Origin of the sequence: Streptomyces sp. NBC_00400, assembly GCF_036048035.1 — a bacterium.
GTDB lineage: Bacteria > Actinomycetota > Actinomycetes > Streptomycetales > Streptomycetaceae > Streptomyces.
This window is the reverse complement of sequence record NZ_CP107940.1, coordinates 2855142-2872869: the sequence shown is the minus strand read 5'-3', so window position 1 is coordinate 2872869 and position 17728 is coordinate 2855142. Positions and strand designations below refer to the sequence as shown.

General features: G+C 70.4%; 19 protein-coding genes. 15 read left to right on the top strand and 4 right to left on the bottom strand.

Going from position 1 to position 17728, the window contains the following annotated elements; genetic code table 11:
• The first annotated feature begins 3 nt into the window (after positions 1-3).
• The 9 genes from OHS81_RS12500 (at position 4) to OHS81_RS12460 (ending at position 7176) form a co-directional block, all read left to right on the top strand.
• Positions 4-387 carry a TadE/TadG family type IV pilus assembly protein gene (locus tag OHS81_RS12500; protein ID WP_328384854.1) on the top strand — a complete coding sequence of 128 codons (384 nt, stop codon included), beginning with the start codon at positions 4-6 and terminating at the stop codon, positions 385-387.
• Positions 384-968 (top strand): TadE/TadG family type IV pilus assembly protein, encoded by a 585-nt coding sequence (locus OHS81_RS12495; RefSeq protein ID WP_443058692.1) that lies wholly within the window; start codon positions 384-386, stop codon positions 966-968. The genes OHS81_RS12500 and OHS81_RS12495 overlap by 4 nt, the downstream gene beginning before the upstream one ends.
• Positions 965-2305 (top strand): CpaF family protein, encoded by a 1341-nt coding sequence (locus OHS81_RS12490; RefSeq protein ID WP_088799691.1) that lies wholly within the window; start codon positions 965-967, stop codon positions 2303-2305. Before OHS81_RS12495 ends, OHS81_RS12490 begins: the two co-directional genes overlap by 4 nt.
• A complete protein-coding gene (locus OHS81_RS12485; RefSeq protein WP_328384853.1) occupies positions 2302-3249 on the top strand; it encodes a type II secretion system F family protein in 948 nt (315 codons plus the stop codon). The genes OHS81_RS12490 and OHS81_RS12485 overlap by 4 nt, the downstream gene beginning before the upstream one ends.
• A gap of 95 nt (positions 3250-3344) precedes the next feature.
• Positions 3345-4238: a DUF5936 domain-containing protein gene (locus OHS81_RS12480; protein ID WP_129294416.1), complete on the top strand. Its 894-nt coding sequence runs from the start codon at positions 3345-3347 to the stop codon at positions 4236-4238.
• A 617-nt stretch (positions 4239-4855) separates the two neighbouring features.
• Positions 4856-5020: a membrane protein gene (locus OHS81_RS12475; protein WP_018089307.1), complete on the top strand. Its 165-nt coding sequence runs from the start codon at positions 4856-4858 to the stop codon at positions 5018-5020.
• Between the two features lie 23 nt (positions 5021-5043).
• A complete protein-coding gene (locus tag OHS81_RS12470) occupies positions 5044-5775 on the top strand; it encodes a pilus assembly protein TadG-related protein (protein WP_328384852.1) in 732 nt (243 codons plus the stop codon).
• Positions 5776-5900: 125 nt separating this feature from the next.
• Positions 5901-6485: a hypothetical protein gene (locus OHS81_RS12465; protein ID WP_328384851.1), complete on the top strand. Its 585-nt coding sequence runs from the start codon at positions 5901-5903 to the stop codon at positions 6483-6485.
• Positions 6486-6540: 55 nt separating this feature from the next.
• Complete coding sequence (locus OHS81_RS12460; RefSeq protein WP_328391099.1) at positions 6541-7176, top strand: OmpA family protein; 636 nt, start codon at positions 6541-6543, stop codon at positions 7174-7176.
• Positions 7177-7225: 49 nt separating this feature from the next.
• Here OHS81_RS12460 and OHS81_RS12455 read toward each other — a convergent pair whose 3' ends face one another.
• Positions 7226-7579: a DUF192 domain-containing protein gene (locus OHS81_RS12455; protein ID WP_328384850.1), complete on the bottom strand. Its 354-nt coding sequence runs from the start codon at positions 7577-7579 to the stop codon at positions 7226-7228.
• Positions 7580-7694: 115 nt separating this feature from the next.
• Between OHS81_RS12455 and OHS81_RS12450 the strand changes: the two genes are divergently transcribed.
• On the top strand, positions 7695-8423 hold the full coding sequence (locus OHS81_RS12450) for a prepilin peptidase (protein WP_443058844.1): 729 nt from the start codon (positions 7695-7697) through the stop codon (positions 8421-8423).
• Between the two features lie 311 nt (positions 8424-8734).
• On the opposite strand, the gene mgrA is transcribed toward OHS81_RS12450, so the two are convergent.
• The gene (mgrA, locus tag OHS81_RS12445) at positions 8735-9766 is read right to left on the bottom strand and encodes an L-glyceraldehyde 3-phosphate reductase (RefSeq protein ID WP_328384848.1); all 1032 of its coding nucleotides are present in this window, start codon (positions 9764-9766) and stop codon (positions 8735-8737) included.
• A 140-nt stretch (positions 9767-9906) separates the two neighbouring features.
• Here mgrA and OHS81_RS12440 point away from each other — a divergent pair, with 140 nt between their 5' ends.
• From OHS81_RS12440 to OHS81_RS12425, 4 genes are all read left to right on the top strand, one after another.
• Positions 9907-10686 carry an isoprenyl transferase gene (locus OHS81_RS12440; RefSeq protein WP_328391097.1) on the top strand — a complete coding sequence of 260 codons (780 nt, stop codon included), beginning with the start codon at positions 9907-9909 and terminating at the stop codon, positions 10684-10686.
• A gap of 590 nt (positions 10687-11276) precedes the next feature.
• Positions 11277-12599 carry a PhoH family protein gene (locus OHS81_RS12435; protein ID WP_328384847.1) on the top strand — a complete coding sequence of 441 codons (1323 nt, stop codon included), beginning with the start codon at positions 11277-11279 and terminating at the stop codon, positions 12597-12599.
• Between the two features lie 406 nt (positions 12600-13005).
• The gene (locus tag OHS81_RS12430; RefSeq protein ID WP_328384846.1) at positions 13006-13710 is read left to right on the top strand and encodes a transglycosylase SLT domain-containing protein; all 705 of its coding nucleotides are present in this window, start codon (positions 13006-13008) and stop codon (positions 13708-13710) included.
• A 127-nt stretch (positions 13711-13837) separates the two neighbouring features.
• Positions 13838-15376, top strand: a complete 1539-nt coding sequence (locus tag OHS81_RS12425; protein ID WP_328384845.1) for an AI-2E family transporter — start codon at positions 13838-13840, stop codon at positions 15374-15376.
• A 136-nt stretch (positions 15377-15512) separates the two neighbouring features.
• On the opposite strand, the gene OHS81_RS12420 is transcribed toward OHS81_RS12425, so the two are convergent.
• Positions 15513-16046: an alkyl hydroperoxide reductase gene (locus OHS81_RS12420; protein WP_088799700.1), complete on the bottom strand. Its 534-nt coding sequence runs from the start codon at positions 16044-16046 to the stop codon at positions 15513-15515.
• Positions 16047-16078: 32 nt separating this feature from the next.
• Positions 16079-16633 carry a peroxiredoxin gene (locus OHS81_RS12415; RefSeq protein WP_006603399.1) on the bottom strand — a complete coding sequence of 185 codons (555 nt, stop codon included), beginning with the start codon at positions 16631-16633 and terminating at the stop codon, positions 16079-16081.
• A 132-nt stretch (positions 16634-16765) separates the two neighbouring features.
• Here OHS81_RS12415 and OHS81_RS12410 point away from each other — a divergent pair, with 132 nt between their 5' ends.
• Positions 16766-17725, top strand: coding sequence for a LysR substrate-binding domain-containing protein (locus OHS81_RS12410; protein WP_328384844.1), 960 nt, complete (start codon positions 16766-16768; stop codon positions 17723-17725).
• Positions 17726-17728 lie beyond the last annotated feature (3 nt).

The window sequence follows — 17728 nt, the reverse complement described above, 5'->3', positions numbered from 1 at the left end:
GCGGTGCGGCGCCCACTGGGCGGCAACGACCGGGGGCAGGTCGCCGTGGAGTTCATGGGGATGCTCCCGCTGATCCTGCTGGTCCTCGCCCTGCTGTGGCAGCTGGTGCTGGTCGGCTATGCGTTCTCGCTAGCCGCCCACTCCGCTGACCGGGGCGCGCGGGCCGGCACGGCGACGGAAGGCGGCGGCGCCGGCGCGTGCCAGGCCGCCGCCGAGCACGAACTGCCCGGTTCCTGGCGGGGCGGCGCCGGCATCTCCTGCCACCCCGAAGCGGGTGTGTGGAAGGCGACGGTCCAGATCAGGGTCCCGGTGCTCTTCCCCGGTGCGGGGAGCTTCCCTTGGCCGGCGCAGGGCTCGGCCGGCGCCGCGAAGGAGGACCCCCGATGAGCGCCGTACGACGTCAGCCCGACCGGCCCCGGCAGCCCAACCGGCCCCGGCAACCCGCCCGGCTCGGTCCGCCCGCCCGGCTCCAGTTTCCCGCCCGGCTCCTGGGCCACACCCGGCACCGGCTCCCCGCCCGGCTGCGCGGCCACGGCCGCGACCGGGGCACGGTGTCCATCGAATTCCTCGGCTTCCTGCCGATCCTGCTGGTCATCGGGCTGGCGGTGGTCCAGCTCGGGCTCGCCGCATTCGCCGTCCAGCAGGCCGGTACGGGAGCGCGTGCCGCGGCCCGTACCGCCTCGATGGACGAGGCCGACCGCCCGCCCGACCCGGAGGCCGCCGGCCGGGCCGCGATGACCGGCTGGGTGGCGCGCGACGCGAAGGTCTCGGTGGACGGCGGCGGGGGCGACGCGGTCAGTGCGACCGTGCGCGTCACCATCCCCTCGCTCCTGCCCGGCATCACCGACTTCGGTACCGCCTCCCGCAGTGCCACCATGCCCCGCCCGCAGAAACCCGGCGCCCTGGGACTCGGTGCCCCGGGCCTCGGCCCCGCCGTGGACACGTACGAAGGAGCACCCCCGCGATGAGCCTGAAAGCCCGGATCGTCGCACCCGAGCCGGCCGGCGAGGCGCGCCAGGACAGCAATTTGGTCGCCGTCTACCGCGCCAAACTGCTCGAAGAGATCGACCTCGCCGAGATGTCCTCGCTGGCCGCGGCCGAGCGCCGCGGGCGGCTGGAACGCGTGCTGGGCCACATCATCAGCCGTGAGGGCCCGGTGCTCTCCACCGCCGAACGCGCCCAGCTCATCCGCCGGGTGGTGGACGAGGCGCTGGGCCTCGGGGTGCTGGAGCCGCTGCTCGAAGACGCCTCGATCACCGAGATCATGGTCAACGGCCCCGACCAGGTGTATGTCGAACGGGCCGGCCGGGTCGAGCTGCTGCCCGTCCGCTTCGCCTCGCACGAGCAGCTGATGCAGACCATCGAGCGGATCGTCTCCACCGTCAACCGGCGGGTCGACGAGTCCAATCCGATGGTCGACGCCCGCCTGCCGTCCGGCGAACGCGTCAACGTCATCATCCCGCCGCTCGCCCTGAACGGCGCCACCCTCACCATCCGCCGCTTCCCGCGCGCCTACACCCTCGCCGAACTCATCGGCATGGGCACGCTCGACGAGCAGATGCTGATGCTGCTGGCGGGGCTGGTGCGGGCCAAGTTCAATGTGGTGGTCTCCGGCGCCACCGGCGCCGGCAAGACCACCCTCCTCAACGCCCTCTCCGGACTGATCCCGGACGGCGAGCGGATCATCACCGTCGAGGACGCCGCCGAACTCCAGCTCCAGCAGAGCCATGTCATCCGGCTGGAGTCCCGGCCGCCCAACGTGGAGGGCAAGGGCCGGATCACCATCCGTGACCTGGTGCGCAACTCCCTGCGGATGCGCCCCGACCGGATCATCGTCGGCGAGGTGCGCGGCGGCGAGACCCTCGACATGCTCCAAGCGATGTCCACCGGCCACGACGGTTCGCTCGCCACCGTCCACGCCAACAGCGCCGAGGACGCCCTGATGCGGCTGCAGACCCTGGCCTCCATGTCGGACGTCAAGATCCCCTTCGAGGCGCTGCGGGACCAGATCAACAGCGCCGTCGACTGCATCGTCCAGCTCACCCGGCACGCCGACGGCTCCCGCCGGATCAGCGAGGTCGCCCTCCTCGACTCGCGCGGCCACGAGGACTACCGCATCGCGACGGTCTGCCGCTTCGACGCCGAGCCGATGGGCGCGGACCGCATCGTGCACGGGCGGTTCCGCTACTTCCCGCTGCCGCGACGGGTCGCCGAACGCCTCTTCATGGCGAGCGAGCCCACCCCGCCCGCCTTCGGCGTCGCCACCGATGACGCTCAACTCGCCACCCGGAAGGCCCTCTCATGACCGGCGGGAACCCCCTCGCCCTGCTCGCCCTCGGGTCCGCCCTGCTGTGCGGGGTGCTCGCGATCGCCGGCGTACGGACCTATGCCGCCGGGCACGCCCAGCGGCAGGCCGTCGTCGACCGGCTCGACGACGAGCGCAGGCTGCCGGCCGACGGACGCCGGCGCCGCTTCCCGTCCGTCGACCGCGCCCTGCGCGGCACCCGCTTCGGCCGTCGCCTCGAACTCCGGCTGGCCGCCACCGGCCTGGACGTCACCCCCGGCGAATTCTTCGTCTACATGCTCGGCGCGGTGCTCGCGCTGTGGCTGGTCGCGCAGGCCGCCCTCGCCCCGTTCTTCGGCCCGATCGCCGCGCTGGTCGCTGTCTGGGCGGCGTTCGCCTTCCTCAACTGGCAGCGCCAGAAGCGCATCGAGAAGTTCATCAACCAGCTGCCCGAGCTCTCCCGGATCCTCGCCAACGCCACCCAGGCCGGGCTGGCGTTGCGGACGGCGCTGGGCATGGCCGCCGAGGAGCTGGAGGCGCCGGCCGGTGAGGAGCTGGCCAAGGTCTCCGACAAGCTCTCCGTCGGCCACTCCATCGACGAGGCGCTGGGCGAGCTGGCCGAACGCCTCCCCTCCCGCGAACTCGTCGTCCTGGTGACCACCCTGGTGCTCTCCAACCGCGCCGGCGGCACCGTCGTCGGCTCGCTGCGCAACCTCACCACGACCCTGGAGGAGCGCAAGGAGACCCGCCGCGAGGTCCGCACCCAGCTCTCCCAGGTCGTCGTCACCGCCTATGTCGTCCCGCTGCTCGGCATCGGCACCCTGCTGCTGATGAACCGGATCGCCCCGGGCGCCATCGACCGGATGACCTCCTCCTTCCTCGGTCAGCTCGCGGTCGTGGTGGCCTTTGTCCTCTACGGGCTCGGGTTCTTCTTCATCCGCAGGCTGTCCAAGATCGACGTCTAGACACCGAACCGACACCGAGCCGACACCGAAACCGAGCCGACACCGGCATCGGCACCGGCACCGACACCGGCATCGGAATCCCCAGGGGAACAGGAATGGGAATCGGAATTCTGCTGGCCGCGGCCTTCGCCCTCTCGGTCGTTGGCATCTGCTGCGGTATCGCGCTCTACCGCCGAGAGGCCCGGCTGCCGCCCGACCTGGCGCTGTCCCTGGAGGTCGGCGCGACCCGCACCACGGTGGTCGGTTCGGCCGTGGACCGCACCGGGATGCGCTACGCGCCGCTGGTGCTGCGGCTGATGGGCGACAAGCGCACCGCCCGGGTCCGCCGGCGGATCGACCTGGCCGGCAACCCCGGCGGGCTGACCGTCGACCGGTACGCGGCCCGGCGCGCCGTCTACGGAGCCCTAGGCTTCTTCGGCGCGCTGGTGATGTTCCTGCGCGGTCAGCCGCTGCTCGGCGTCCTGATGGTGCTCTTCGGCCTCTTCTGGACCGAGGTCGGCATCTGGGCCGCGATCCGCCAGCGCAGGGACACCATCGAACGCACCCTTCCGGACTTTCTGGACGTGCTGGCGGTGGTGGTCAGCGCCGGATTGAGCTTCCGTCAGGCGCTGGACCGGGTCGCCGAGAAGTACGAGGGGCCGTGGGCCGATGAACTGCGCATCACGCTGCGGCAGATGGACATGGGCGTCAGCCGCCGGGCGGCCTTCGAGGAGCTACGCAAACGCAACGACTCCGAACAGGTCGCCCAGTTCGTCACCGCCCTTCAGCAGGGCGAGGAACTCGGCTCGCCGATCGTGGAGACGCTGATCCAGATCGCCAACGACATGCGCCGCACCGATGCCCAGAACGCCCGGCGCCGCGCCGCCCGCGCGGTCCCCAAGGCCACCATGGTCGTCACCACTTTTATGGTTCCGGCCACGATGATCCTGCTCATCGCCGGGTTCTTCCTGGGCTCGGGGACCAGCTTCGGCTCGCTGATGGGGGAGTGAATCGTGCCACACCTCCCGGCCCCGGCCCCGCCGGTCCGGGCTCGGCACGCCGCGCCGGCTCACCTCTGCGCGGCCCCTTCCGCCCTTCGCGCCGTCTCCTGTGCCGGCACCTTCCGGGACGGTCACGACGCCGGCCCGCCCTTGCGGATGCACATCTTCGGACGGGCGGTGGCGGAACCGGCCGCTGTGCCGGCCGGCCGGCGGGCCGCTGCTCCGCCCGCGGACGGTTGCAGCGGCCCGCATCCGGCCGGATGGGTGCGCTTCACCGTCCGCTTCGCGTCAACTCCTTCGCACGAGCAACGAGTTGTGTCACAGTGGGTGGGCGGACGATTTCATTCGCGCTACGGCGCGGAGGGGGCGTCCGGTCCACATGGGCAGGGGAACGGGGCATGGTGCCGGAGGGGGAGCGGGGGTGGGTGAGGTGCGACTGATTGGCCGAAATGCGCCGTTGTGCCCGTCATCTGTGATCCCAAATGAGGATTGGGCACGGATTCCCTGTTCGGGGCACGCTGTTCCGGCGTACTTTTCTCGTGTCGTGAGCGCGGTCGACCGCGCCGGCACCACGGGGACTGACCAGCCGGACCAGAGCGGTACGGCCGCCCATGGAGGGGAAGACGATGGCGAAGCGTATTTTGGGGAACGACCGGGGACAGACCTCGATCGAGTACCTCGGCATCATCGCGGTGGTCGTGGCGATCGTCCTGGTCCTGTCGACCACGGACTTCGGCAGCCAGATCGCCAACGCCATCGCCAACAAGATCTCCGACGTCGTCGGCATTTAGGCCCCGTCACTGCCGCCACGGTCGTGCCGGCCACCATCCCGCGCCGCCGGCGCGACGCCGGGCAGGCCTTCCCGCTCTACATCGTTGCGGTCGCGGGCCTGCTCTTTCTCGCGCTCGCTTTCTTCGCCGTCGGGCAGGCCGCGGCCACCCGCAACGGTGCCCAGACCGCCGCCGACGCGGCCGCGCTCGCCGCCGGCCAGCAGTACCGCGATCTGCTGACCAAGAGCTTTCTCGACGGCCTCCGCGACGGGAGCTACGAGAGCAACCGGGCCGTGTGGAAAGACCTGCTGAACGGGCGCGGCGTCTCGCCCGACGCGGCCTGCGAGCGCGCGGGCTGGTTCGCCGGGCGCAACGGCGCGGACCTCGCCGGCGCCGGCTCCGGGGCCGGCGGCTGCATTCCGGACTCCTGGCCCACCTCCTTCGCCGTCGTGGTCAAAACCCGGAACCCCGTCGGCAATTCGGTCATCCCGATGACCAAAGACACCCACGGGAAGGCCGAGGCGAAGTCCGTCGTCGAGCCCCGCTGCACCCTCGATCCGGCCACGGACGGCACGGGGGGCACGGGCGGACCCGACGGCAAGAGCGACGAGGGGGACAAGGGCGGCAAGGGCGGCAAGGACGGCAAGGGCAAGGACGCCCCCAAGGCCACGCCCCTGGAGATCACCTGCGACGGAAAGCGCTGGACGCTCGACCCCGACAACCTCCGGCATCTCCCCGACGCCTCCGACCTCTTCTCCGTACGCCTCGCCCGGTGACCGGCCACCCCCGTACCCCGATTCGCACCCCGACCCGCACCCGACCCGATCCGCACCCGCCCCGCCCCGACCCGCACTCCGGCACCTCCGAGACGACCAGACGACGATCAAAGGAATCGCATCCCATGAGCATTCGGCGCACCACGAAGGCCGCCAGAGGAGCGGTCGCCATGGCGAGCGCTGTCGGCCTGGCTCTCGTCGTGGCCGGCTGTGGTGGTGGCGACGGCGGTACGAAGGAGACGGACGGCGACAAGCCCCCGGCCCGCAGCACCGCCCCCAAGGACAGCGGCCCCGGCAGCCCGGCGGCCGACTCCGACAAGGTGATCGGTGAGATGAAGGGGCCGGACGGCGTGGTGGTCACCCTGCACTCCGTCGTCCGTGACTCCGGCGGCTTCGTCACCGTCAACGGCACGGTGTCCAATCACGGCAACCGCGCCTTCAACGCGATCGACTGGCGTTCCAACGAGACCGAACTGCGGTCCCGTTCCTCCATCTCCGGAGCCACCCTCGTCGACAAGGCGGGCAAGAAAAGGTATTTGGTGCTGCGGGACACCAATGGCGAATGCCTGTGCACGACCGGCCTCAGCGGTCTGATGCCGGGGGCCAGCCGCCCGATCTTCGCGCAGTTCCCGGCGCCGCCGGCCAAGGTGACCCAGGTCGACTTCCAACTGCCGACCCTGCCCCCCGCCAGCGTGCAGATCACGGACTGAGCGGGCACCGATGACCGCGACCCCGATGCCCGCGAACCAGATGGCCGCGACCCCGATGCCCGCGAACCGGACGCCCCGAGGACGCCGCCCGCACCGAGCGCCCCGTACGGCCGTCACCGCCGCCGTCGCCCTGCTGCTGACCGCGGCGCTGACGGTCCCCGCCGCCCACGCCGACCCGCCGGGCCTGACCGAGGACTCCAGCCCCCCGGTCCACATCGACCCCAACGACCCCGATCTGCGCATGGTCCAGGGCGCCAAGCTCGCCCCGTCCAAGGTCCTCAACATCAAGTCCATCGTCGAGACCGACGACGGCTCCGAACGCCGCCAGGACACCAACGACAATGTGACCTTCTCGCTTCAGGCGGAGGTCCTGTTCGACAAGGACAGCGCCAAGCTGTCGTCGGACGCGCTGTCGCGCATCGGTACCATCGCGGCGGAGATCAAGAAGCAGAACGCCACCCGCCTGCGGGTCTTCGGTTTCACCGACAATCTCGGCTCGGCGAGCCACGGCCTGGTCCTGTCCAAACAGCGGGCCAACGCCGTCCAGCAGGAGCTGGCCAAGGACCTCGGCTCCTCCGTCAGCTTCCAGATCCGCGGCTACGGCGAGCAGTACCCGATCGCCGACAACGGCACCGAGGCCGGCCGTAAGAAGAACCGCCGGGTCGAGGTCAGCTTCCCGCGCGCCTCGTGACCGGCGCCGTAGCGAGCGCCACCGGGAGCAGGGCCGCCGGCCGCCTCCGTCAGCGGACGGGCTGGACAACGAGCCGGAGGCCGGGGCGCAGGCCCCAGCGCGCCATCGCGCCGGCCTCCGCCTCCAGGACGTGCCGGGCACGGAGGCGGGGGAGTCCCAGCCGGCCCGGACGCATGGTGCGTACGGCCAGCACGGTGAAGTCCCCGTTCAGATAGGCGACATCGATCGCAAACCGCATCCGGAAGGTGTGCACACTGCTCGCCGGGGTCAGCAGCAGCGCGCCCTCGATGCCGTCGCGGCCCAGCAGCCCGCGGGTGCGGGCGCGCCAGGACGCCGCGATCTCCACCGCAATAATGTCCTCAGCGCCGTACAGGACCCCCGGGCCGTTCTCCCCACGCACCATGCCCAGCGTTCTATCAGCTCCCGCCTGCCGGATCCTTCCGCTCCCGCCTGCCGGATCCTTCCGCATACGCCCCCTGACGCGAAGCCGGACGTCCTAAGGTCGGCACGTGCCAGTGATGCTGATGGTTCTCGCCGCCGCCTACGGGGCCGCCGCCGGGATGCTCCTGCCACGGCCCGCCCACCGGATGGCCGTTGAGCCCGAGGAGGAGTGGTGCGCGGTCTGCCCCCGGGGCCATGCGATCACCGGGGTGGCACGTGGCTGGCTGGGGCGGGGGCACTGCCCGCAGTGCGGGGCGTACGGACCGGGGGCGCTGCCGATGGCGGCGGCCACCGCACTGGCCTGCGCGGCCCTGGCGGCCGCCACCGGACCACGGCCGGAACTCGTCGCCTGGCTGGCGATGACGCCGGTCGCGGTGCTGCTGGTCGCCGTCGACTGGCGGGTCCGGCGCCTCCCGGACGCGCTGACGCTGCCGCTCGCCGCGATGGCGGCGGTGCTGCTGGGGCTCGGCGGCTGGTTCACCGACGAGGCCGGGGCGTGGCGGCGGGCGCTGCTGGGCGGACTCGTCCTGGGCGCGTGCTACCTCCTGCTCTATGCCGTCAACCCGCAGGGCATCGGGCTGGGCGACGTCAAGCTGGCGGTCGGGCTGGGGATCGCCCTTGGGTGGTACGGCTGGCGCACCCTTGTCCACGGTGGGGCGGCCGGCGTGCTGCTCGGTGCGCTCTACGGGGCAGGGCTGCTGATCGTCCGGCGCGGTGCACGGGGAGCGGCCATGCCCCTCGGGCCCTTCATGATCTTCGGGGCGTTCGGCGTGCTGCTGCTGGGCGCCGCCGCGGCGCCCGCCTGACGGCGTGGGCCGCACCCCGCGACCCGGACGGAGAAGGGGACGGACCCCGCCCGCCCGGACACAGAGGGGACGGATCCCGCCCGCCGGGCCCGTCCCCTTCTCCGCCCGCGCGCCCGCCTGCCCCGGCCCCGCCGGAGACCGAGCCACGCCGCCGCGCGCGCCGGTGCACGAAGCACCCCTCCCGCGGGGTTATGGTGGAAACCCCCCCTCGGGCCGGTCCGTATCCCCCCCACGGACCGGCCCGCTTTTTGTTCCGTGCACCGGCCGGTCCCTGCGCGGGCGACGCAGTGAGCCCGACCGCCGGACCGCCGCTACCGCCGCGCCCAGATGTTCACGCCGTCCGTCGTCTTCGCGAACTCGTCGATCTCGGCCAGCTCGGCGTCCGTGATCCCGGGGGCGTCGAGGGCGGCGATATTGGCCTCCAGCTGGGTGACGCTGCTGGCGCCGATCAGGGCGGAGGTCATCCGGTCGTCGCGCAGCACCCAGCACAGCGCGAGCTGGGCCAGCGACTGGCCGCGCCGGGCCGCGATGTCGTTGAGGCCGCGGAGGCGGCGGACGACCTCGTCGGACAGCAGGCCCGGGTCCAGCGACTTGCCCTGGGCGGCGCGCGAGCCCTCGGGGATGCCGTGCAGGTACTTGTCCGTGAGCATCCCCTGCGCAAGTGGCGCAAAAGAGATGCACCCCATGCCCTCGGCTTCGAGGGTGTCCAGCAGCAGATCGTCCTCGGTCCAGCGGTTGATCATTGAGTAGGAGGGCTGGTGGATCAGCGCGCGGACGCCCATTTCCCGCAGGATTCCGGCCGCTTCACGGGTCTGCTCGGCGTTGTAGGAGGAAACCCCGACATACAGGGCCTTGCCCTGCTGGACGGCGGACGCCAGCGCGCCCATCGTCTCCTCCAGTGGGGTGTCCGGATCGAAGCGGTGCGAGTAGAAGATATCGACGTAATCGACGCCCATCCGCTTCAGTGAGGCATCCAGCGACGAGAGGAGATATTTCCGCGAACCCCATTCACCGTAGGGGCCCGGGTGCATCAGATATCCGGCCTTCGTCGACAGAATCATCTCGTCGCGGTAGCCGCGGAAGTCCTGCGCGAAGATCTTCCCGAAGTTCAGCTCGGCGGACCCGGGTGGCGGACCGTAGTTGTTGGCCAGATCGAAGTGGGTCACGCCCAGATCGAAGGCGCGGCGCAGGATGTCCCGCTGGGAGCTCAGGGTGCGGTCATCCCCGAAGTTGTGCCACAGTCCAAGGGAGATAGCGGGGAGTTTGAGTCCGCTGTGACCCGTTCTCCGGTACTTCATCGAGTCGTAGCGGGAATCCGCTGCGCGGTAGTCGGTGCCAGTCATGCTCATCTCCCTATCACGTACCTGTGACCTACCTGATTGGGCTGTCGAGACAGCCGAGAAGTAAAGTTGCCCACTTGAGGCGACGGGGCGACCGCCATTGGCACGGAGGGGCTGGACCACACATGCTGCGATCTTCCGGGATGCGCATCCCTTATCCGCCTGCATTGCGCAATCTGGTCTACCGGCTGTACGCGCGCAGGGTGGAGGGCCGCCTGGATCACACCCAGGTGCCCAAGCACATCGGCGTCATCCTGGACGGCAACCGGCGCTGGGCGCGGGCCGACGGGCGGACGGCCGAGCAGGGCCACCAGGCCGGCGCGGCCAAGATCAGTGAGCTGCTGGGCTGGTGCGAGGAGACCGATGTCGAGGTGGTCACGCTCTGGCTGCTGTCGACGGACAACCTCGACCGGCCCGAGGAGGAGCTGAAGCCGCTGCTCGGGATCATCGAGAACACCGTCCGCGATCTGGCGGCCGACGGCCGCTGGCGGGTGCACCACGTCGGCAACCGCGATCTGCTGCCGACCGCCACCCAGCAGGTGCTCAAGGAGTCCGAGCAGGCCACCCGCGACAACCGCGGCGTCCTGGTGAACGTCGCGGTCGGCTACGGCGGCCGGCAGGAGATCGCCGATGCGGTGCGCTCGCTGCTGCTGGACCACGCCGAGCGCGGCACCTCCTTCGAGGAGCTGGCGGAGATCGTCGACATCGACCTGATCTCCGAGCACCTTTACACCCGCGGCCAGCCCGATCCGGATCTGGTGATCCGTACGAGCGGTGAGCAGCGGCTGTCGGGCTTCATGCTGTGGCAGAGCGCCCATTCGGAGTACTACTTCTGCGAAGTTTTCTGGCCGGCGTTCCGGAAGGTCGACTTCCTGCGCGCCCTGCGCGACTACGCCGCCCGGCACCGGCGGTACGGCTTCTAGGCGGTACGGCTTCCAGGAGGCGCCCGGGACGCCCGGGCGCGCTCCGCCGCATTCGGCCAGGCGGGTCACTCACGCCCCGTAAGCCCGATTCACCCCTGAAGTCCTTGATGCCCCTTCCGTTGCGGGGCGTCACCAGGCCCCGTCGGCTCCATGTGCCACTGACGGGGCCTCTTCTGACACACCGTCCTCTCGGGTACCACCTTGGCGACGCCGCCGCCCGGCGAGCAGGCGTTACCCAAGGTTCATCGACCGTGCGTCATATGCCGTGGCATGGCTACGCAGGTTCGAGGGAATATCCCTTCCAGGTCGGCGTCCGGAACAAGCCATCGGGCGCCGCATCTCAGCGGACGGCATGGGGTCGTCCGCCCGGGAGGCCCTTTGCACATCACGGAGGTCCGTGCCTACCGCACGGTCGACGCGGAGGGCCGGTGTTCGGCCCGCGCATTGTGGTCCGAGCCCGGTCCGGTCACCAGATGGCCGGGGGTCCCGGAGACGCTGCCCAGCGACAGCTGGACAAGCGGCGCCCCCGGGAGTACACCGCCCCGCGACGCCGTCGCACCCCAACCTCATCCGAGGGGGTTCGTCCACCCGTGGTGAACATCAAGCAGCGCCGTGAGCACGACCGGCGCACTTATGTCCTCGACACCAGTGTGCTGCTGGCGGATCCAGGAGCCATGGCCCGCTTCGACGAGCACGAGGTCGTGCTGCCGGTCGTGGTGGTCACGGAACTGGAGGCCAAAAGGCACCACCCCGAGCTCGGCTACTTCGCCCGGCAGGCACTGCGCCTGCTGGACGAGTACCGGGTGCAGTTCGGGCGGCTGGACTCGCCCATCCCCATCGGGGATCTCGGCGGGTCGCTCCGGGTCGAGCTGAACCACTCCGACCCCGGAATACTGCCCGCGGGCTTCCGGCTCGGCGACAACGACTCGCGGATCCTCGCGGTGGCGCGCAATCTGCAGGCCGAGGGGTACGACGTCACGGTCGTCTCCAAGGATCTGCCGCTGCGCATCAAGGCGTCCTCGGTCGGGCTGCTGGCCGAGGAGTACCGCGCCGAGCTGGCGATCACCGATTCCGGCTGGACGGGGATGGCCGAGCTGACCGTCTCCGCCGAGCAGATCGACGACCTGTTCGCCGCCGAGACCGCTCATGTACCGGAGGTCTCCGAACTTCCGGTGCATACCGGACTTGTCCTGCAGTCCGACCGCGGCAAGGCGCTCGGCCGGGTCACCGCGGAGGGCGCGGTCCGGCTGGTGCGCGGCGACCGGGAGGCATTCGGGATCCACGGCCGCAGCGCCGAACAGCGGATCGCGCTGGATCTTCTGCTCGACCCGGAGGTCGGCATCGTCTCGATGGGCGGCCGGGCCGGTACCGGTAAGTCGGCGCTGGCGCTGTGCGCGGGCCTGGAGGCCGTATTGGAGCGCCGGCAGCACCGCAAGGTGATGGTGTTCCGCCCGCTGTACGCCGTCGGCGGGCAGGAGCTGGGCTATCTGCCGGGCAGCGAGGCGGAGAAGATGAGCCCCTGGGCTCAGGCCGTCTTCGACACGCTGTCCGCGGTGACCAGCAAGGACGTCATCGAAGAGGTGGTGGGGCGCGGCATGTTGGAGGTGCTGCCGCTGACCCATATCCGGGGGCGCTCGCTGCATGACGCGTTCGTCATCGTGGACGAGGCCCAGTCGCTGGAGCGGAACGTCCTTTTGACGGTTCTGTCCCGTATCGGCGCCAATTCCCGAGTGGTGCTGACACATGATGTCGCACAGCGCGACAACCTCCGGGTCGGGCGGTACGACGGTGTGGTCGCCGTCGTCGAGAAGCTGAAGGGGCATCCACTGTTCGCCCACGTCACGCTGAACCGCTCGGAGCGTTCGCCGATCGCGGCCCTGGTGACCGAATTGCTGGAGGACGGCCGGATCTGACCGGTTGTGAACACGGCGCCGCCCGGCAAAGCGAAGGAGCTTAGCCGGGCGGCGCAGTGCTGCGAGTGGATATCCGAAAATAGTTTGCCGTAAACGAGGTGTGAGCTTTCACACCCAGCGGGGAATTGCCTCGCGGCCTCCCGGTCGGGCAGAGTCTGGGTCCTGTCAGGCCCCGCATACGGCATCAAGCACCCCCAGCGGTGCAGTAGAACCAACGAACTTCATAGCGATGCGCCGTATGCCGCCCGAGCACCACGCGGACCCCGAGGGGGACGTACCGGGCCAGTGCCTCCCGTGACCAGTCGGACCCTCCGCTTAACAGGGCCCGGAACAAGGGGAGGTCAGCGTCAGGGGCACGATTGCGCCCGCGAGGTCACCTATGCGGGCGATGCTGGAAGGAAATCGTGTGAGCCGGATCTCGGTCCGGGGATTCGCCGTGGCATCCGCCACCGCGGTCACCACCGTCGGCGCCGTGGTCGGCGTCGCTGCAGGCAACGAGCCCGCCTCGGTCGGCAACACCGAGGCCACCGCTGCCGACGCGACGATCGCCGATATCCCCGCGGGCGCACAGGCCCAGGTGCAGACGGCTTCCCTGACGCAGCAGGCGGACGACCAGTCCACCCAGGCGGACACGGCAGCACTGAAGTCCGCTCAGGAGTCGGCTCGCAAGGCTGCCGCTGAGACCGCGCAGAGCAAGAAGGACGCGGCGGACGAGGCGAAGGCCAAGAAGGCAGCCGAAGCGCGTGACAAGAAGGAGCAGGCCGCGTCCCGCTCCTCGGCGCGCGGCGACCTGGGCGACCTCCTCGGCAAGAGCTCGTACTCCATTGCCGAGACGAAGTCCATCGCGCAGCAGATGATGGCCGGCGACCAGTTCCAGTGCTTCAGCAACATCGTGGACCACGAGTCCGGCTGGAACTACAAGGCCACCAACGCCGGCTCGGGCGCCTACGGCCTCGTCCAGGCGCTGCCCGGCTCCAAGATGTCCTCTGCGGGTTCCGACTGGCAGACCAACCCGGCCACCCAGATCAAGTGGGGGCTGAACTACATGAACGACCGCTACGGCAGCCCCTGTGGTGCCTGGTCGTTCTGGCAGGCCAACAGCTGGTACTAGGCCCGCCGGCAGTACCACCGCACTTCCGAAACCCCCGAACGCGGCAGCGTCGGGGGTTTCGTGCGTCCGGCACAGGTAACGTCGTGCCCGTCAGGTTGTGGCGCGTGGGAGGGGAAGAGGAAGGCACATGTCCAGATTGCCTCAGTGGGTCGGCGGCCTCGGCGCCGGTCTGACCCGGCTCTCGCAGCGGATGGAGGATCAGCGCCGCCGTGCGGAAGCCGCGGTGGGGGTCCCCCCTGGCGGGAGTTTCCCGGACTCCTCGGTGGAGGCCGGCGACTCGGAAGAGCTGAGGCGTGCCGGCCATGCGGATGCCGCCGCGGCCGGCGGTCTTGCAGACGGCACACCGCCGCACGGTGGTGCGCCGGCCACGCTCACGGTGCCCCGTACCCAGCTGCCGGAAGCGACGGACGGGGTGCCGCACCCCGCGACGGAGCTCGCCGCGCCGTCCCCCGATGCCGTCCCGCCGGAGAACGTCCCCCCGCCGCCGTCCTACGCCCCGGCCGTCGCGGCCCGCCCCGATCCGGTCGACGCGGTGCCGTGGGGCGTACGGGTCGCCGCCGAGGCGGGCTGGCGGCTGCTGGTGCTGGCGGCCACGCTGTGGGTCCTCGCGCGCGTCATCACCACCATCGAACTGGTGGTGCTCGCCTTCATCGCGGCGACGCTGATCACGGCGCTGCTGCAGCCCACCGTGGGCTGGCTGCGCCGGCGCGGGCTGCCGCGCGGGCCGGCCACCGCGCTGACCTTCATCAGCGGGTTCGTCGTCATGGGCCTGGTCGGCTGGTTCGTGGTCTGGCAGGTCCAGGACAACATCGACTCGGTCTCCAGCCGTATCCAGGAGGGCATCACCGAGCTCAAGGGCTGGCTGCTGAAGAGCCCGTTCCATGTGACCGAGTCTCAGATCACCCAGATCGCCAAGAATCTGCAGGACGCGGTCGGCGCCAACACCGAGGCCATCACCTCGGCCGGCCTGGAGGGCGTCACCGTCGTCCTCGAAGTGCTCACCGGCATCCTGCTGGCGATGTTCACCACGCTCTTCCTGCTCTACGACGGCCGGCGGATCTGGGACTGGGTGCTCAAGCTGGTCCCGAGCGCGGCCCGCGAGGGCGTGGCGGGCGCCGGGCCGCGGGCCTGGCGGACGCTGACCGCCTATGTGCGCGGCACGGTGGTCGTCGCCCTGATCGATGCCATCTTCATCGGTATCGGCCTCTACTTCCTCAACGTGCCGCTGGCCGTGCCGCTCGCCGTCTTCATCTTCCTGTTCGCCTTCATTCCGCTGGTCGGCGCGGTGGTCTCGGGTGCGCTGGCGTGTGTCATCGCGCTGGTCGCCAACGGGGTGTTCACGGCGCTGATGGTGCTGGCTGTCGTGCTGGCCGTCCAGCAGATCGAGGGGCACGTCCTGCAGCCGTTCATCCTGGGCCGGGCGGTGCGGGTCCATCCGCTCGCGGTGATCCTGTCGGTCGCCGCGGGCGGCCTGATCGCGGGCATCGGCGGTGCGGTGGTCGCGGTGCCGCTGGTGGCGGTCACCAACACGGTGGTCGGCTACCTGCGTTCGTACTCCAGGGAACAGGCGGTACGGATGGCGGTGGCCCCGCGCGGTGCCACCGCGATCTCGGTGGCGCCGACCCCGCCCCCGGTGCGGGCCAGGCCCGAGGAGCCCGGGACGTAGGGCGCGTCTTCCGGATCGCCGGGACCGGTCCGGGCGATCCGGAAGACGCTTCCCGGCCGTGCCGGGCACCGGACGCACAGAACCCCGCAGACGCCAGGTCTGCGGGGTTCTGTATGGGGGCGTGCGCGTGCCGGAATTACTCGGCGAGCGCGGCCTCGGCGTCGAGGGTGGCGCCGACGGCCTGCAGGACGGACGCGATCTTGACGGCCTCCTGGATCGTCTCGCGGTCCACACCGGCCTTGCGGAGCACCTGCTCGTGCGAGTCCAGGCACATACCGCAGCCGTTGATGGCCGAGACGGCCAGCGACCACAGCTCGAAGTCGACCTTGTCCACGCCCGGGTTGCCGATGACGTTCATCCGCAGACCGGCGCGCAGGGTGCCGTACTCCGGGTCCGACAGCAGGTGCCGGGTCCGGTAGAAGACGTTGTTCATCGCCATGATGGCGGCGGCCGACTTCGCGGCGCTGTAGGCCTCGGCGGAGAGGTTGGCCTTCGCCTCCGGCTCCAGCTCGCGCAGCACCTTCGGCGAGCGCGAAGCGATCGCGCAGGCCAGCACGGTGCCCCACAGCTGCTGCTGCGGGAGATCGCTGTTGCCGATGACCGAGCCGAGGTTGAGCTTGAGGTCCTTGGCGTAGTCCGGTACCGCGGACTTCAGTTCGTCGAGAGCCATGTCAGATCTGCCTCCAGTTCGCTAGCGGAGTGTCACTCGCCCGAGAGCAGCGCGACCGGGTCGAGGGTGTCCTCGCCCTTGGACCAGTTGCAGGGGCACAGCTCGTCGGTCTGCAGGGCGTCGAGGACCCGCAGGACCTCCTTGGGGTTACGGCCCACGGAACCGGCGGTCACCATGGTGAACTGGATCTCGTTGTTCTGGTCGACGATGAAGACGGCGCGCTGCGCGAAGCCGTCCTCGCCCTCGATGCCCAGGTCGCGCATGAGCTCGTGCTTGGAGTCGGCGAGCATCGGGAAGGGCAGGTCGGTCAGGTCCGGGTGGTCCTTGCGCCAGGCGTGGTGCACGAACTCGGAGTCGCCGGAGAAGCCGAGGACCTGGGCGTCACGGTCGGCGAACTCGTCGTTCAGCTTGCCGAAGGCGGCGATCTCGGTGGGGCACACGAAGGTGAAGTCCTTGGGCCACGCAAAGACGATCTTCCACTTGCCCTCGTAGGTCTTGTGGTTGATCTGCTCGAACTCCTGGCCCTTTTCCAGCGAAACGCAGGCGGTCAGGTCGAACTCGGGGAACTTGTCACCGACAGTGAGCACGTACTCTCCTTGTTGCGCAGAAAGTCCCTTTTGGGGCCTTTCCTTGAGGCTTGGACGGGTTACACACTGCCACAGCAGGCATTGATCAGGGAAATAGCTAGAATGGTTGATGTTGATCGGAGGTGGTTATCAGTGGCTTCACCGGCGAGTCAGGGCGGCCGGCCCCGCCAGCCCAGCCTGGCCCAGCTGCGGGCGTTCGTGGCGGTGGCCGAGCATCTGCATTTCCGCGAGGCGGCGGCCGAGATCGGGATGAGCCAGCCCGCGCTGTCCGGGTCGGTCTCCGCGCTGGAGGAGACCTTGGGAGTGCAACTGCTGGAGCGTACGACGCGCAAGGTGCTGCTGTCGCCCGCGGGGGAGCGGGTGGCCGCGCGGGCCAGGACGGTCCTGGAAGCCGTCGGCGATCTGATGGAGGAGGCGGAGGCGGCCCGCGCGCCGTTCACGGGCGTGCTGCGGCTCGGCGTCATCCCGACCGTCGCCCCGTATCTGCTGCCGGCCGTCCTGCGGCTGGTCCATGAGACCTACCCCGACCTGGACCTCCAGGTACACGAGGAGCAGACCGCCTCCCTCCTGGACGGCCTGTCCCACGGACGCCTCGACCTGCTCCTGCTCGCCGTGCCGCTCGGCGTCCCCCAGGTCACCGAACTCCCGCTCTTCGACGAGGACTTCGTCCTGGTCGCACCCAAGGACCACTGGCTCGGCGGCCGCGGCGACATCCCGCGCCAGGCCCTCCAGGAACTGGACCTGCTGCTGCTCGACGAGGGCCACTGCCTGAGGGACCAGGCCCTGGACATCTGCCGGGAGGCCGGCCGGGACGAGAACACCCCCGTCACCACCAGTGCTGCGGGCCTGTCCACCCTGGTCCAACTGGTCGCCGGCGGCCTCGGCGTGACCCTGCTGCCCCGCACCGCGCTCCGCGTCGAAACCGGCCGCAACGACCAGCTCACGACTGGCTACTTCGCCGACCCTGCACCCGCGCGGACGATCGCCCTCGCCATGCGGACGGGCGCCGCGCGCCAGGGCGAGTTCGAGGAGTTCGCGGCGGCGCTGCGGGCCGCGCTGCGGGGGCTGCCGGTGCGGATGGCCGGGGGGTGAGGG

What these genes read in the sequence shown, in the direction of transcription:
- OHS81_RS12490 (WP_088799691.1), top strand. Translation starts at nt 965, where the DNA reads ATGAGCCTGAAAGCCCGGATCGTCGCACCCGAGCCGGCCGGCGAGGCG.
- OHS81_RS12460 (WP_328391099.1), top strand. Translation starts at nt 6,541, where the DNA reads ATGCCCGCGAACCGGACGCCCCGAGGACGCCGCCCGCACCGAGCGCCC.
- OHS81_RS12420 (WP_088799700.1), bottom strand. Translation starts at nt 16,046, where the DNA reads ATGGCTCTCGACGAACTGAAGTCCGCGGTACCGGACTACGCCAAGGAC.
- OHS81_RS12475 (WP_018089307.1), top strand. Translation starts at nt 4,856, where the DNA reads ATGGCGAAGCGTATTTTGGGGAACGACCGGGGACAGACCTCGATCGAG.
- OHS81_RS12465 (WP_328384851.1), top strand. Translation starts at nt 5,901, where the DNA reads ATGAGCATTCGGCGCACCACGAAGGCCGCCAGAGGAGCGGTCGCCATG.
- OHS81_RS12495 (WP_443058692.1), top strand. Translation starts at nt 384, where the DNA reads ATGAGCGCCGTACGACGTCAGCCCGACCGGCCCCGGCAGCCCAACCGG.
- OHS81_RS12425 (WP_328384845.1), top strand. Translation starts at nt 13,838, where the DNA reads ATGTCCAGATTGCCTCAGTGGGTCGGCGGCCTCGGCGCCGGTCTGACC.
- OHS81_RS12450 (WP_443058844.1), top strand. Translation starts at nt 7,695, where the DNA reads ATGCTGATGGTTCTCGCCGCCGCCTACGGGGCCGCCGCCGGGATGCTC.
- mgrA (WP_328384848.1), bottom strand. Translation starts at nt 9,766, where the DNA reads ATGACTGGCACCGACTACCGCGCAGCGGATTCCCGCTACGACTCGATG.
- OHS81_RS12455 (WP_328384850.1), bottom strand. Translation starts at nt 7,579, where the DNA reads ATGGTGCGTGGGGAGAACGGCCCGGGGGTCCTGTACGGCGCTGAGGAC.
- OHS81_RS12440 (WP_328391097.1), top strand. Translation starts at nt 9,907, where the DNA reads ATGCGCATCCCTTATCCGCCTGCATTGCGCAATCTGGTCTACCGGCTG.
- OHS81_RS12485 (WP_328384853.1), top strand. Translation starts at nt 2,302, where the DNA reads ATGACCGGCGGGAACCCCCTCGCCCTGCTCGCCCTCGGGTCCGCCCTG.
- OHS81_RS12480 (WP_129294416.1), top strand. Translation starts at nt 3,345, where the DNA reads ATGGGAATCGGAATTCTGCTGGCCGCGGCCTTCGCCCTCTCGGTCGTT.